The organism is Pseudomonas sp. B21-015 (assembly GCF_024749285.1).
GTDB lineage: Bacteria > Pseudomonadota > Gammaproteobacteria > Pseudomonadales > Pseudomonadaceae > Aquipseudomonas.
Genome location: NZ_CP087196.1, coordinates 4,003,959 through 4,017,860 on the forward strand (window position 1 = coordinate 4,003,959; position 13,902 = coordinate 4,017,860).

General features: G+C 59.5%; 10 protein-coding genes and 4 tRNA genes. 1 reads left to right on the top strand and 13 read right to left on the bottom strand.

What is annotated here, in order from left to right; all coding sequences use genetic code 11:
• The first annotated feature begins 62 nt into the window (after nucleotides 1–62).
• Nucleotides 63–1,754, top strand: coding sequence for a molecular chaperone HscC (locus LOY38_RS17960; RefSeq protein WP_258696385.1), 1,692 nt, complete (start codon nucleotides 63–65; stop codon nucleotides 1,752–1,754).
• Here the strand turns inward: LOY38_RS17960 and LOY38_RS17965 are convergent.
• From LOY38_RS17965 to uvrB, 13 genes are all read right to left on the bottom strand, one after another.
• Nucleotides 1,751–4,432: a DUF805 domain-containing protein gene (locus LOY38_RS17965; RefSeq protein ID WP_258696386.1), complete on the bottom strand. Its 2,682-nt coding sequence runs from the start codon at nucleotides 4,430–4,432 to the stop codon at nucleotides 1,751–1,753. The genes LOY38_RS17960 and LOY38_RS17965 overlap by 4 nt on opposite strands.
• Nucleotides 4,429–5,127 carry a DUF1266 domain-containing protein gene (locus LOY38_RS17970; protein ID WP_258696387.1) on the bottom strand — a complete coding sequence of 233 codons (699 nt, stop codon included), beginning with the start codon at nucleotides 5,125–5,127 and terminating at the stop codon, nucleotides 4,429–4,431. Before LOY38_RS17970 ends, LOY38_RS17965 begins: the two co-directional genes overlap by 4 nt.
• Nucleotides 5,128–5,315: 188 nt before the next feature.
• Nucleotides 5,316–5,762 (bottom strand): Hsp20 family protein, encoded by a 447-nt coding sequence (locus LOY38_RS17975; RefSeq protein ID WP_007905974.1) that lies wholly within the window; start codon nucleotides 5,760–5,762, stop codon nucleotides 5,316–5,318.
• A gap of 131 nt (nucleotides 5,763–5,893) precedes the next feature.
• Nucleotides 5,894–6,853 (bottom strand): tRNA-dihydrouridine synthase, encoded by a 960-nt coding sequence (locus LOY38_RS17980; RefSeq protein ID WP_258696388.1) that lies wholly within the window; start codon nucleotides 6,851–6,853, stop codon nucleotides 5,894–5,896.
• 167 nt (nucleotides 6,854–7,020) lie between these two features.
• Nucleotides 7,021–7,470, bottom strand: coding sequence for a thioesterase family protein (locus tag LOY38_RS17985; protein ID WP_134101384.1), 450 nt, complete (start codon nucleotides 7,468–7,470; stop codon nucleotides 7,021–7,023).
• A 48-nt stretch (nucleotides 7,471–7,518) separates the two neighbouring features.
• Nucleotides 7,519–8,352, bottom strand: coding sequence for an alpha/beta fold hydrolase (locus tag LOY38_RS17990; RefSeq protein WP_258696389.1), 834 nt, complete (start codon nucleotides 8,350–8,352; stop codon nucleotides 7,519–7,521).
• 31 nt (nucleotides 8,353–8,383) lie between these two features.
• Complete coding sequence (locus tag LOY38_RS17995; protein WP_258696390.1) at nucleotides 8,384–8,923, bottom strand: TetR/AcrR family transcriptional regulator; 540 nt, start codon at nucleotides 8,921–8,923, stop codon at nucleotides 8,384–8,386.
• A gap of 181 nt (nucleotides 8,924–9,104) precedes the next feature.
• A tRNA-Glu gene (locus tag LOY38_RS18000) sits at nucleotides 9,105–9,180 on the bottom strand.
• 80 nt (nucleotides 9,181–9,260) lie between these two features.
• Nucleotides 9,261–9,336 (bottom strand) — tRNA-Ala (locus LOY38_RS18005).
• A gap of 53 nt (nucleotides 9,337–9,389) precedes the next feature.
• Nucleotides 9,390–9,465: transfer RNA gene (locus LOY38_RS18010), tRNA-Glu, on the bottom strand.
• Between the two features lie 79 nt (nucleotides 9,466–9,544).
• Nucleotides 9,545–9,620, bottom strand: a tRNA-Ala gene (locus LOY38_RS18015).
• Nucleotides 9,621–9,809: 189 nt separating this feature from the next.
• On the bottom strand, nucleotides 9,810–11,291 hold the full coding sequence (gene gltX / locus LOY38_RS18020) for a glutamate--tRNA ligase (protein WP_258696391.1): 1,482 nt from the start codon (nucleotides 11,289–11,291) through the stop codon (nucleotides 9,810–9,812).
• Between the two features lie 326 nt (nucleotides 11,292–11,617).
• Nucleotides 11,618–13,633, bottom strand: a complete 2,016-nt coding sequence (uvrB, locus tag LOY38_RS18025) for an excinuclease ABC subunit UvrB (RefSeq protein WP_258696392.1) — start codon at nucleotides 13,631–13,633, stop codon at nucleotides 11,618–11,620.
• Nucleotides 13,634–13,902 lie beyond the last annotated feature (269 nt).

The following is a 13,902-nucleotide window of genomic DNA, read 5'->3' on the forward strand; positions in this document are numbered from 1 at the left end:
GCCAGTTTTTCTCTCAACCTGTAGGGTCGCGTTTTTTTTGCACTGCCTCAAAGAGATCAACCATGCAGGATGCAACCCTCCCCCGCCCGGCCTTGCTGGGTATCGACCTTGGGACCACCAATAGCCTGATCGCCGTTTGGCAGGAAGGTCGGGCACAGTTGATTCCCAATGCCCTTGGCGATGTCCTCACCCCCTCAGTGGTCAGCCTCGATGAGGATGACAGCATTCTGGTGGGCAAGGCCGCCCGCGCTCGCCTGACCACCCATCCGGAACGCACGGTGGCGGCGTTCAAGCGTTTTATGGGCAGCGACAAACAGTTCGAACTGGGCGCACGGCAATTCAGCCCGGAAGAACTGTCAGCGCTGGTGATCGGTTCACTCAAACAGGATGCCGAAGCCTGGCTGGGCCATCCGGTGCATGAGGCGGTGATTTCGGTGCCCGCCTACTTCAGTGACGAGCAACGCAAACGCACGCTGTTTGCCGCCGAACTGGCAGGCCTCACGGTGTCGCGGCTGATCAACGAGCCGACCGCCGCCGCCATGGCGTACGGGCTGCACGAGCAGAAATTCGAGCGCACGCTGATTTTCGACCTCGGCGGCGGCACCTTCGATGTCACGGTACTGGAATACGCACTGCCGCTGATTGAAGTGCATGCCTCCACCGGCGACAACTTCCTCGGTGGTGAAGACTTCACCGCTGCGCTGTTACAGGCCTGCCTGAAAGACTGGCAACTCACTCCGCAGCTGATCGACGGCCAGGGGCTGGCCAGCCTGGGCGATGCTCTGGAGCAACTCAAATGCAAACTCAGTGAAGGCACTCAGCATCTGAACTGGAACGGCGCCGGCGTCTTGCGCGAGTGGTCGCTGGATGAGGCCGCCGCGCTGAAAATCTGGGAGCCGCTACTGGCCCGGTTGCGCGCTCCCATCGAACAAGCCCTGCGCGATGCACGGCTCAAGCCCCGGGATCTCGACAGCCTGGTGCTGGTCGGCGGTGCTACGCGGATGCCAGCCGTGCAGCAGATGGTCGCCACACTGTTCGGGCGCCTGCCCTATCGCCACCTCGACCCGGACACGATTGTCGCACTGGGCGCCGCCACCCAGGCGGCGTGCAAGGCCCGAGACAGCGCAATCGAGGAGCTGATCCTGACCGACGTCTGCCCATATACGCTGGGCATCTCGACCAGTCGCGGTGAAGACGTCAGCGGCGCCTTCTCGCCGATCATCGAACGCAACACCGTGATCCCGACCTCTCGGGTGCAACGCTTTTACACCACCCATCCGCAGCAAGACCACATCCGGATCGCGGTCTATCAGGGTGAACGGCCGTGGGTACGGGACAATATTTTCATCGATGCCTTCGACGTCGCGGTGACACCCGGCGACCAGACACAGGCTCTGGATGTGCGCTTCAGCTACGATATCAACGGCTTGCTTGAAGTTGACGTCACTCTGCTGGCCAGCGGCGAACGCCACAGCCACAGCATTGATCGCAGCCCCACCGGGCTCGACCCGCAGTCACGGCAAAACAGCCATGAACGGCTCAGCGCCCTGAAAATCCATCCACGGGATGCGCTGCCCAATCGCACCCTGCTGGCACGACTGGAGCGTGCGTGGACGCAAAGCCTGGGCGATGAGCGCGAACAAATTGCCGATTGGCTGGATGCCTTTACCGCCGTGCTCGGTGGCCAGCAATCGGTGGAGATTGCCAGCCATCGGTCACAACTCAATAAAGCGCTGGATCAACTGCGCCTTTAGCCGTTAAGCCGCCGCAGGGTCGCCTGCAAACCACCGGGCAGCGCGGCCTCGCCGGCGCTGTCCGGCGGCACACCATAGCGGTTAGGCAGCTTGTCGCCGGGAAAGCCGAACAACACCAGAGGCAGGAACGGCAATACCGGCGTCAGGCAGGCGATAATCAGCAGTGTGGGAATCCCGCGGCCGATATCATGCAGCCGGCGCAGAATTGCACTGAGCAACAATGCGATGCCCAGTAGCAGCATGACAATCCCCGAGATGGTGGTGCCGCTGAGCAGCGCCACGATCGGGGTGATCACCACACACCCCAGTACCTGCCCGATAAACGCCTTGCGCCCCAATCGCGTGCCCAAGCGCCAGACCGCAGCAGACGGCACCGGGCGAGTGTCGCTTTTAGCCAGGAGCAGGCGTTCACTCCAGGACAGCAAGGCAGTCAATGCCAGACGCAAGCCCACACTGTTCGCGGCGTCATCCTTGCCGCGCTGCAACTGTTGCAGCACCTTGGTCCTCGGCACTCCTGCCGCGCCATAACGAATCAGGCTTCTCAGCGTATCGAGGACTTCATAGACCAGCAGCTTGTCGACGTCGAAATCCGTCAGCACTTTGCGCGGTGGCCAAACAGGATCCCCCTTGATCAAACCATTACGGAACGCTTCGAACCAGTCATCTTCACAACTGATAGCGGCGATGGATTGCAACAGTGCGCGATGCTGCTCCGCGTCAAGGCTCGGATCGTGATACAGCACCCCCCAGAGCAGCATCAACCCCAACAAATCCTCGCCGCACGCATCAGGATCACTTTCAATGCAGGTATAGAGCTGCGCATTACCGGGCAGCGCTGCGCTGTCGAGGGCCTGTTGCACATTGAACAGCTGCTGCACGAGCAAGCCATGGACCGGATCGGTACCTTGCAGCCACCCCAGCAAACCGGTGCAGTTACCTTGCTCACGCTGCAAACGTCGCAACAACGGCTGGAGCCGACTCAGGGGATGAGCCGGGTTGACCTCCAGTCGCTCCAGGCATTGCGTATCGATCAACGTCAGCCAACGCTCAGGCTGTTCAAGCAATGCCAGCAGGAAGACCGTTTGAGCGTGCCATTGCCATGCTGCCTCGCCTTGGGCAATGTCCGGCAGGACTGCACCTCGCTGTCCCAATTGAACCAGCAGGCTCAAGCTCCGCAAGTTCGCGTCCGCTTCTGCGTCCAGCAAGTCAAATGCCTGATCGATCCGCACCAGGGCAGACGGGTCGTAAGCCCGCAACCTGCCCAGCCACAGGCGACAAATCTTGTGCGGCTCATCTTTTGTCAGTTCCTCGGCCAGTTGCGGCTCAACTGAACGACTGCTGAGAAAGGCCTTCATTGCCAACGGAATCGGCGCCCGATTCAACCAACAGAGTTGCTGCTCTGCCTGATACTTGAACCCGCTCAGCACCAACCCCTCAAGGGCATCGAACGGATGCGGCTCCTCCAGTATTTGTTGCAACAACCCTGTATCGCCACGATGCAAGGCCCATGCATGCCGGTACAGACGCTGCAAGCGGGAATCCGCATGCTCCCCTAGAAGCAATGCCAGCAGAGGCAGTTCATCCCCCGTCATCCGCCAATCGACAAATGAGGCTGCCAAACCCTGCAGATTGAGTTGCCCGACCCCAAGCCAGCGAGCCAGCGTTTCGGGCCGCTGTGAAGGGCTGCCATATTCTTGAGTGACATCGTCGAGGTCATGGGACCAGTCACGGAAATTTTCCAGACGGTCAAATGCCTGAATCAGCAGCGGGAGGAAATCCGGCTGACGCTTGGCGCAAAGCTCCAGCAAACAGCTCTCAGCCTTCGGGTGACGATGCTCCAGCCAAAGCCGGATCCAGCAGGGCAACGCCTCATCCTCAAGCCCCAACAAGTCGTTTTGACAAGCCAACAAATAAAGCCAATCGACATCGTCTGGCGCTTGGCTCTGTTGTTCGACACACAGCTGCTGCAGACCTGGACCACCGATACCCGCCTGAGTGAACTGCACCAGCAAACGCTCGATGAATGCTTCGTCCGCCGGCAGCGGCAAACAGGTGTGATGGCTGGCGAAGTCTTCAAACTCATGGAGCGGACGATGTTTGAAGAGGTAGTCGAGGCTGCGGGCATGCCACAGCGTTTCTATCTGCGCAGGCTCGGACCAGCCGCTCATCAGTGTCGTGTCGAACGGGTCTGGCGCCTTGATGCGTTGCAGGAACTGTTCGACTTTATTCGCCTGCTCGAACCCCAGATCCAACAGCTGGTGCTCCCACCCCATCCGTTGCGCCAGCAGATTTGCGCAGCGGTAAGACAGCGATCCGGCATTGGCCAATGCATGGAACAGCCCCCAACCGAGGTCATCAAAAGCGTCCAGAGGCAGTTGATCCAACGCTTTAACGAACGCTTGCCAGGCCTCTGGATTGAAGCGCCGGGCCGGATCTTCGAGCAACGCGTAAAAATCCACCAAGGTCTGCGGAACCTCGGGGGCAGCAGCACCTTCATCTTCGATTTCGTCCTCTTCCTGACGAGCGAAGCGGGTGGCACTTTCATAGGCCTCACGCAGTGCCTGAAAGCCCTCAGGATCACTCTCCGGATGGTGCTCCGGCAGACGCGCGCGGTAGGCATTTCGAATGATTGTCTGGTCTTTGGTGGGTTCTATACCCAAGCGTATCCAGCAACTCATGACCAGTCGAACTCCTCAAGGGACGCCGGGCGTGGCGGTGGGTTGAGGTCCGTGTGCCAGGGCAGGTCTACCAGGAAAGAAGGGATGTCGCGCGAAAGACCGCGCGCAATGAAAGCGCTACGGGAAAACTCCCCTTGCCGATCAAGCTCGTGAGCCATCTGTTCGTCACTGTTACCCAGACAGCTCCAGAACGCATGACCGGCCAGGAAACCATTGAAATAGGAGAACCAACTGCCGTAATGGTATTGCGCTCTTACGGCGAGTCGGCCATGTAGCCAAAGACTTTCAGTTAAATTGATCCACTCATTGCGCAAGCCGCAGCGCAAAAGAAACCCCATTCGCCCGAGATCCCAGGCCCTGATGCCACCCGGCCCGCATCCACCGAAGGTACGCCCGGCGAATTCGTGCAAGTCGCGTTCGCGGGGCGACAGTGCTTCAAGCAGTGCCTGCCATTCGCTCGGCAAGCAACGCTGCCACGACCGATATGCCCCATCGAGATGAGAGGCATGACCGTCGTCCGCCATCCCTTCGAGCATGCTTAATAGCTGCGGCCGGTCGCTGATGCCCCAGCTGCATTGCAGGTCGATAAATTGCGGATCGGAGTAGAAAGCAGGCTCGTCATAATGGGCGCGAGGATTGAGGGCCACCATCGGCGCAGAAAGACCGCACAGCCAACGCTGTTGTATCTCTTCCATGAAAAAAAGCTCCGGGCCGACCAGGCAGGATGGGGGTCGGCAAACTGGCGCGGATTGTAGAGAAACCGTCGCAGGGCGGCAAAGCTTGCATTGCTGTTTTTTGCCTGGAAACAAAAAGGCCCCGACAAGTCGGGGCCTTCATTCAGCGGGTTACAGACTGTTCAAACGAATGTATTCCTTCGAATGACTCAATGCTGCAGAGCCGGCTTCTGCGTCCCGTTGATCGGGATGCGTTTGGCTTTCGCTTCTTCCGGTATCACGCGCAGCAGGTCGATACTCAACAAACCGTTGCGCAGTTCGGCGGCCTTGATTTCGATATGGTCCGCCAGACGGAACGACAGTTTGAAGGCGCGTTGCGCGATGCCTTGGTACAGGTAAGTGACGCTTTCGTCCGCGTCACGTTTGCCGCCACTGATGGTCAGCACACCTTTCTCCACTTGCAGGTCCAGGTCTTCTTCCTGGAAACCGGCGGCCGCTACGACGATGCGGTATTGGTCATCACCGTATTTTTCAACGTTGTAGGGTGGATAGGTGCTGCCTGGCTCATTGCGCAGGGCGGTTTCGAACAGGTCGTTGAAACGGTCGAAACCTACCGAGGAACGGAACAGTGGGGCCAGGGAAAATGCAGTACTCATGATTCAAATCTCCTGAACATAATCAGCAAGTTTTTTTGTCTCCGCGACCCGAATTCGGCATCGCGTAATCCTTAGATAAGGATCGCTGATTACTTTTCAAGAGATTATTTTCAGATTTTTTTCAAGCAGATTCAGGCTGCTTCAGACACCTGCAAACCCAGTAAACGCGAGACCTGATCCAGCTCGGTTTCTCGACGCAGGACGGTGAACAACTCTACCGCTTCGGGATAATTACGGGTCAGCATCGCCAGCCACTGCTTCAAGCGACCTGGCGATTGGCGTGGCGTCATCTGTGCCTTGGCTTGCAGCCAGAAGTCCTGAATCAGCGGCAGCAGCTCGACCCAGGTCATCTCGACGACCTCTTCACCGGCGCGGGCAGCGGCGATCTGCCGGGCCAGATCCGGGCGCGATACCAGACCACGACCCAGCATGATGTCCTCGACGCCGCTGATCTCGCGGCAGCGGCGCCAGTCCTCGACGCTCCAGATGTCGCCGTTGGCGAACACCGGCACCTTGACCACGTCCTGCACCCGCGGGATCCATTCCCAGTGAGCCGGCGGCTTGTAGCCATCAGTCTTGGTCCGTGCGTGAACCACAATGTGCGCCGCGCCGCCTTCGGCCAAGGCCGTGGCGCAGACCAGCGCACCGTCCGGGCTGTCGAAGCCCAGGCGCATCTTGGCAGTCACCGGAATGTGCGCGGGGACGGCACGACGGACGTGTTCGACGATTTCGTTGAGCAGTTCAGGTTCTTTGAGCAGCACCGCGCCGCCACGGGACTTGTTCACGGTCTTGGCCGGGCAACCGAAGTTCAGGTCGATGACCTCGGAACCCAACTCGCAGGCCAGCGCAGCGTTTTCCGCCAGGCACACCGGATCGGAGCCGAGCAGTTGCACCCGTAGCGGAACGCCGGACGCGGTTCGGGCGCCGGTCAACAGTTCCGGGCCGAACTTGTGGTAATAGGCAGGCGTGAGCAGTTGATCGTTGATCCGAATGAACTCGGTCACGCACCAATCGATACCGCCCACACGGGTCAGCACGTCCCGCAGGATGTTGTCGACCAACCCCTCCATGGGCGCCAAAGCAATTTGCATGAAAAACACACTCAACGAAAAACGTGCGGCAGTTTACTGGATTGCGCGAGGAATCTGCAGAACATCGCAGATTCCCTTGTGGGAGCGAGCCTGCTCGCGAAAGCGGTGTGTCAGTCGAAACAGAAGTTGTTTGATACGCCGCCTTCGCGAGCAGGCTCGCTCCCACATTAGATTTTGGTCGTATCCAAAATCTGCAACGCAGGGCCGTAGCCCTCGATGAACTCCGCCGGCATGCGCTTGGGCTTGCCAGTGGACAGTTCGATGCACACGAAAGTGGTCTGCGCCCGCAGCAACGTGGTGTTGTCGCTGGGGCGCTTCAACTGAAAGTGTCGGGTCATTTTCAGGCGTTGGTCCCAATCGACGATCCAGGTCGCCAACTGCAGCTCATCGCCTTCGTAGGCTGCCGCCAGATAATCGATCTCGTGCCGCACCACCGCCATCGCCCGGTCCAGCCGACGGTACTCGACCAGATCCAGACCAAGCCGTTGCGAGTGGCGCCAGGCGCAGCGCTCGAGCCAGGTCACATACACCGCGTTGTTCGCATGCCCCAGCCCGTCGATGTCCTCGGCGCCCACTTCCAGATCAATGATAAACGGCGTTGCCCGATCCCAGCCCATGCCCCACTCCCGGTCAGATGATTTCGACCGGGGCAGTGTAACGGATGCTCAGGCCGATTGGCGCGATTGCAGGCTTCGACCGGCCAGCAGCGAAAGAACGCCTTCGATCACCCGCGGATCAGCCAGCACCCGCTGATGACCGCCCTCTTCCAGGCGCAACAGACGACTGTCGAACCAGGCTTCGTGGATCAACTGCGATTCCTTGACCGAGACATAGTTGTCGTCTTCAGCATGGACAATCAGGCCGGGCATGTCGAGTTGATAGTGCGCGACATCCAGCAACGAAGCGCGCATGCCGACATCTTTCTCGACCTGACGAATGAACGCCGAACGGGCTTTGGGCGGCAACCGCACATAGCGCGCGAAACCGCGCAGCACTCCAAGAATTCGCGCTGGGGCGGCGATCGTGACCAGGGTTTCGGTACGCAGGCCCAACTGAACCGCAAGCATGGCGCTGGCGCCACCCATGGAGTGACCGATCACCGCTTGCAGCGGCGGTAATTCAGCGGCGGCCTCGAGCATGGCCCGAGCGAACAGCACCACATTGGCCTCGCGCCCAGGCGAGCGACCGTGAGCCGGACCGTCCAGGGCAACCACGGTGTAGCCGGCATCGACCAGCGCCGTAATCAGCGCGGCAAACTGCGTTGGCCGGCCTTCCCAGCCGTGCATCAACAACACCGCCGGCCCCTGCCCCCAACGCAATGCCGAGAGACCGAAGCGCAAGGTGATTCGTTCGGACTTCGCCAGCAGCGGCAATTCCCAGTCACGCGGTGTCAATTCCCGCGGGGTCATGAATGCCAGGCGCATCTTGCTCGCCACCAGCTTCGGTGCGAACCAGCCCAAGGTGCCATTAACGCCACGAACCCAGCTCAACGTGTTCATCGCTCATTTCCTCAGGCTGGATGCCTTTAGGTCACAGCACCGCCGATTTGGCGGCGCGCAGCAATCGATCGGACAACTCTCCAGGCCCCAGCGCCCGCGCCAGAGCCAAACCACCGACCATCAAGGCGATGTCGGCCAAGACTTTGTCGGTGTCTTCCGGGCTGGCCGCCAGCTGCGCGACCATCAACTCAACATGCTCATTCAACGCCACACGAAATTCGTCCGGCAGACGGCCCAACTCACCGACCGACGCCGGAATCGGACACGCCTGCTCGGTGGAATCACGGTGTTTACGCGACAGATAGAACGCAGCGACCAACGCGCGACGCTCTTCGACGGTCAACTGCGCGTCCATGTCGGCGATCAAGCCACGACGATGGCTGAGCAGCTGCTTGAACGCCTCCAGCATCAATGCGTCCTTGCTTTCGAAATGCGCGTAGAAGCCGCCGACCGTCAGGCCGGCCGCCCCCATCACTTCGCCCACGCTCGGCTCGGCCGGGCCGCGCTGGATCAGCGCTGCGCTGGCAGCCTTGAGGATGCGTTCGCGGGTTTGAGCTTTTTTATCGTTCATCGTTGCCTCCGAATATTACGACTAGAATATTATTCTCATAATAATTTTCGCAAGTCGTGGATGTGACCGCTAGTCTGAAGAACAGTTTTGAGGAATAAGGAGATTTGGCCAAACGCCAGACAAACAAAAGGGCCATTCAATAATTGAATGACCCTTAAAAATCCCGCAAAGCGGGTAATCGTGGCGTCCCCTAGGGGACTCGAACCCCTGTTACCGCCGTGAAAGGGCGGTGTCCTAGGCCACTAGACGAAGGGGACACAAACCCTTCTATACAACTGATCAGTGCTGAGAGCTGATCGATTCAAGGCCGGTGTGGCCAGACCTTGAACTGTAAAATTGGTGGAGCTAGACGGGATCGAACCGTCGACCTCTTGCATGCCATGCAAGCGCTCTCCCAGCTGAGCTATAGCCCCAGATTTTTCGCCTCGCGGCGGAGCGACATTTTGCAACATCGCTTCTGTAAAACTGGCGTCCCCTAGGGGACTCGAACCCCTGTTACCGCCGTGAAAGGGCGGTGTCCTAGGCCACTAGACGAAGGGGACGCAAACCCTTCTATACAACTGATCAACGCTGAGTGTTGATCGCTTCAAGGCCGGTGTGGCCAGACCTTGAAGTGTAAATTGGTGGAGCTAGACGGGATCGAACCGTCGACCTCTTGCATGCCATGCAAGCGCTCTCCCAGCTGAGCTATAGCCCCTCATCGCTGAGGACGGGGCGAATCTTAATGGCGCATCGGAAAGCTGTCAAACTTATTTTTCAAAAAAATTAAAATTTTTTGCCGACATAACAAACACTTACCGCCCTCCCCCCGTAAATTCGGGAGAAGCGCCGAAGATCAGGATCAAAAGATCGCAGCCTTCGGCAGCTCCTACAGAGTCAAACGCAGTCAGGCAATCGCGCCCAGGAGCTTTTCCCACTCCTTGTTTTCCTTCTTCGACACGCCGCCCAACAGGTCGATGGCCTGGCGCAGACGGAAACGCGTCAGGTCCGGACCGAGGATTTCCATCGCGTCGAGCACCGACACCGAGCTGGCCTGGCCAGTGATCGCGGCGAACATCAGCGGCATGGCGTCACGCAGCTTCAGCTCCAGGGATTCGACCACCGCCTGAATGGTCGCGGTGATGCTGTCCTTTTCCCACTGGCGCAGGCTTTCCAGCTTCCACAGGATCAACTGCATCAACTGACGAACCTGATCAGCCGAGAGCTTCTTGGATTCGAACAGCTTGGCGTCCGGGTTCACGCCACCGGCGAAGAAGAAACCGGCCAGCGGTGCGACCTGACTGAAGGTTTCAACCCGGCCCTGCACGTGCGGCGCGATCTTCATCATGTATTCAGGGTTCAGTGCCCACTTTTGCAGGCGAGCGGCGAACTCTTCCACCGGCAGGTCACGCAACCATTGGCCGTTGAGCCACGACAGTTTCTCGATGTCGAAAATCGGCCCGCCGAGGGAGACGCGGCTCAGGTCGAAGTTGTCGACCATCTCCTGCAGGGAGAACTTCTCGCGCTCGTCCGGCATCGACCAGCCCATGCGACCCAAGTAGTTGAGCATCGCTTCCGGCATGAAGCCCATGCGCTCGTAGAACGTCACCGAGGTCGGGTTCTTGCGCTTGGACAGCTTGCTCTTGTCCGGGTTACGCAGCAGCGGCATGTAGCACAACTGCGGCTGTTCCCAGCCGAAGTATTCGTACAAAAGGATCAGTTTCGGCGCCGAGGGCAGCCATTCTTCACCGCGCAAAACGTGGGTGATACCCATCAGGTGGTCATCGACCACGTTGGCCAGGAAGTACGTCGGCAGGCCGTCGGTCTTCATCAGCACTTGCATGTCCATGCGATCCCACGGGATCTCGACGTCGCCACGCAGCATGTCCGGCACCACGCACACGCCTTCGGTCGGCACTTTCATGCGGATGACGTGTGGCTCGCCAGCGGCCAGGCGGCGCGCGACCTCTTCCTTGGAGAGCAACAGCGCACGGCCGTCGTAACGCGGGGTTTCGCCGCGGGCCATTTGCTCGGCGCGCATCTGGTCCAGTTCTTCGGCCGTGCAGAAGCACGGGAAGGCATGGCCCAGTTCGACCAGTTGCTGGCAGTACTTCTGATAGATGTCGCCGCGCTCGCTCTGACGATAAGGACCGTGCGGGCCGCCAACGTCCGGGCCTTCGCTCCAGTCGATACCCAACCAGCGCAGGGCGTCGAAAATCTGCTGTTCGGACTCGCGGGTCGAACGCAGTTGGTCGGTGTCTTCGATCCGCAGGATGAACTCACCGCCATGCTGCTTGGCAAAGCAGTAGTTGAACAAAGCGATGTAAGCGGTACCTACGTGGGGGTCCCCGGTAGGCGATGGCGCGATGCGAGTGCGGACGGTGGTCATGGCATGTCTCGAAAAGAATAAAAGCGGAAATCAAACAAGAGGCGAATGGTAACAGGCGATAGCCGCCCGGCTCCAGTGAGTGGGGCATAGTAAGCCAGTATTGCATTGGGGGATCAGCTTGGTGGCGGTGCTGCCTACCAGAAGGTTGCAGGCAGGGCTGAAGGCTAGGAAAGCACGCTAATTGATATTTGTAGTGTTCCGACGGGCCTCATCGCGGGCAAGCCCGCTCCCACAGGATCCGTAGGTGGCCACATATTGTGTGAATACCCTCAATCCTTGTGGGAGCGGGCTTGCCCGCGATGAGGCCCACCCATTCACTGCGCATCTCAAACCGTGATCAACCGCTCCCGCAATTTGCCGATTTCGTCGCGAAGCTGCGCCGCGGCCTCGAACTCCAGGTCGCGGGCAAGCTGGTACATCTTCTCTTCCAGCGCACGAATGCGTTTGGCGATCTCGCCCGGCGAGCGCAACTCCGCTTCGTATTTGGCACTTTCCTCGGCGGCCTTGGCCATGCCTTTGCGCTTCTTGCTGCGCGAGCCCGGCACGGTTGCGCCTTCCATGATATCGGCGACGTCCTTGAACACACCCTTCGGCGTGATGCCGTTGGCCAGGTTGAAGGCGATCTGCTTGTCGCGACGACGCTCGGTTTCGCCGATCGCCCGCTCCATCGAGCCGGTGATGCGATCCGCATACAGAATCGCCCGCCCGTTGAGGTTGCGCGCCGCCCGGCCGATCGTCTGGATCAGCGAGCGCTCGGAACGCAGGAAACCCTCCTTGTCCGCATCGAGAATCGCCACCAGCGAGACTTCCGGCATGTCCAGACCTTCACGCAGCAGGTTGATCCCCACCAGCACATCGAAGGTGCCAAGACGCAAATCACGGATGATTTCGACCCGCTCCACGGTGTCGATGTCCGAGTGTAGATAACGCACGCGAACGCCGTGGTCGGCCAGGTAATCGGTCAAGTCTTCGGACATGCGCTTGGTCAGCGTGGTGACCAGCACCCGCTCCTCCAGGGCCACACGCTTGGTGATTTCCGAGAGCAGGTCGTCGACCTGGGTCAACGCCGGGCGGATTTCGATTTGCGGGTCCACCAGGCCGGTCGGGCGCACCACTTGCTCGACCACGCGCCCCGCGTGTTCGGCCTCATAATTGCCCGGCGTGGCCGAGACAAAAATCGTCTGTGGGCTGATGTTTTCGAACTCGTCGAAACGCATTGGCCGGTTATCCAGCGCCGATGGCAGGCGGAAGCCGTATTCCACCAGCGTTTCCTTACGGGACCGGTCGCCCTTATACATGGCACCGACCTGGGGCACGCTGACGTGGGATTCGTCGATCACCAGCAAGGCGTCGGCCGGCAGATAGTCAAACAAGGTAGGCGGTGCCTCGCCGGAGGCACGGCCCGACAGGTAACGCGAGTAGTTTTCAATGCCATTGCAGTAACCCAGCTCGAGAATCATCTCCAGATCGAAACGGGTACGCTGTTCCAGTCGCTGGGCTTCCACCAGCTTGTTGTTGGAGCGCAGGTATTCCAGGCGCTCCTGCAACTCGACCTTGATCCCTTCGACGGCGTCGAGCAGGGTTTCCCGTGGTGTCACGTAGTGGCTCTTCGGGTAGAAGGTGAAACGCGGCAGTTTGCGGATGACTTCGCCGGTCAGCGGGTCAAAGGCGGACAGGCTCTCCACTTCGTCATCGAACAGCTCGATGCGGATCGCTTCAAAATCGGATTCTGCCGGGTGGATATCAATCACATCACCGCGCACCCGGAAGGTCGCCCGGGCGAAGTCCATGTCGTTGCGGGTGTATTGCAGGTCAGCCAGGCGACGCAGCAGCGCACGCTGGTCGAGCTTGTCGCCGCGATCCACGTGCAACACCATCTTCAAATAGGTTTCCGGACTGCCCAGACCGTAAATGCACGACACCGTGGTGACGATGATCGCGTCCTTGCGCTCCAGCAGCGCTTTGGTGGCTGACAGGCGCATTTGCTCAATGTGGTCGTTGATCGAGGCGTCCTTCTCGATGAAGGTGTCCGACGACGGCACGTAGGCTTCAGGCTGGTAGTAGTCGTAGTAGGAAACGAAGTATTCAACGGCGTTATTCGGGAAGAACGCCTTGAACTCGCCATATAACTGCGCGGCCAGGGTCTTGTTCGGCGCCAGCACCAGGGTCGGGCGCTGTATCTGGGCGATCACGTTGGCGATGCTGAAGGTCTTGCCCGAGCCGGTCACACCGAGCAGCGTCTGGTGCGCCAGCCCGGCTTCAATGCCCTCGACCATCAGACGGATGGCTTCCGGCTGATCGCCGGCGGGCTCGAAGCGGGTGACTAGCTGGAATTCAGACATACATACCTCTGGTTCACTCTTGCCCGGTTACACCGGACAGGAACGAGAAAGACCGCAAACGACCGATGTCGCCCGAGGAAAAAACTGGATTGTGCTCAATGTGGAGCCGATTGCCATCGCTTTCAAGGCAAACGTCCTACATCGGGTAAAACCTTTGACGACGTCACTTGACCAACGATCGAAAAATAATTGGAAAAACTTACCGTAAAAGCCGAATCGCCTGTCGCCATCAATCGCTGATGGCCTCTATACTAGCTCCCCGTTTGTGC

What these genes read in the sequence shown, in the direction of transcription:
- LOY38_RS17975 (WP_007905974.1), bottom strand. Translation starts at nt 5,762, where the DNA reads ATGAGTACTGCATTTTCCCTGGCCCCACTGTTCCGTTCCTCGGTAGGT.
- LOY38_RS17995 (WP_258696390.1), bottom strand. Translation starts at nt 8,923, where the DNA reads ATGAACGATAAAAAAGCTCAAACCCGCGAACGCATCCTCAAGGCTGCC.
- LOY38_RS17970 (WP_258696387.1), bottom strand. Translation starts at nt 5,127, where the DNA reads ATGGAAGAGATACAACAGCGTTGGCTGTGCGGTCTTTCTGCGCCGATG.
- uvrB (WP_258696392.1), bottom strand. Translation starts at nt 13,633, where the DNA reads ATGTCTGAATTCCAGCTAGTCACCCGCTTCGAGCCCGCCGGCGATCAG.
- LOY38_RS17965 (WP_258696386.1), bottom strand. Translation starts at nt 4,432, where the DNA reads ATGAGTTGCTGGATACGCTTGGGTATAGAACCCACCAAAGACCAGACA.
- LOY38_RS17990 (WP_258696389.1), bottom strand. Translation starts at nt 8,352, where the DNA reads ATGAACACGTTGAGCTGGGTTCGTGGCGTTAATGGCACCTTGGGCTGG.
- LOY38_RS17985 (WP_134101384.1), bottom strand. Translation starts at nt 7,470, where the DNA reads ATGGGCTGGGATCGGGCAACGCCGTTTATCATTGATCTGGAAGTGGGC.
- LOY38_RS17960 (WP_258696385.1), top strand. Translation starts at nt 63, where the DNA reads ATGCAGGATGCAACCCTCCCCCGCCCGGCCTTGCTGGGTATCGACCTT.
- gltX (WP_258696391.1), bottom strand. Translation starts at nt 11,291, where the DNA reads ATGACCACCGTCCGCACTCGCATCGCGCCATCGCCTACCGGGGACCCC.
- LOY38_RS17980 (WP_258696388.1), bottom strand. Translation starts at nt 6,853, where the DNA reads ATGCAAATTGCTTTGGCGCCCATGGAGGGGTTGGTCGACAACATCCTG.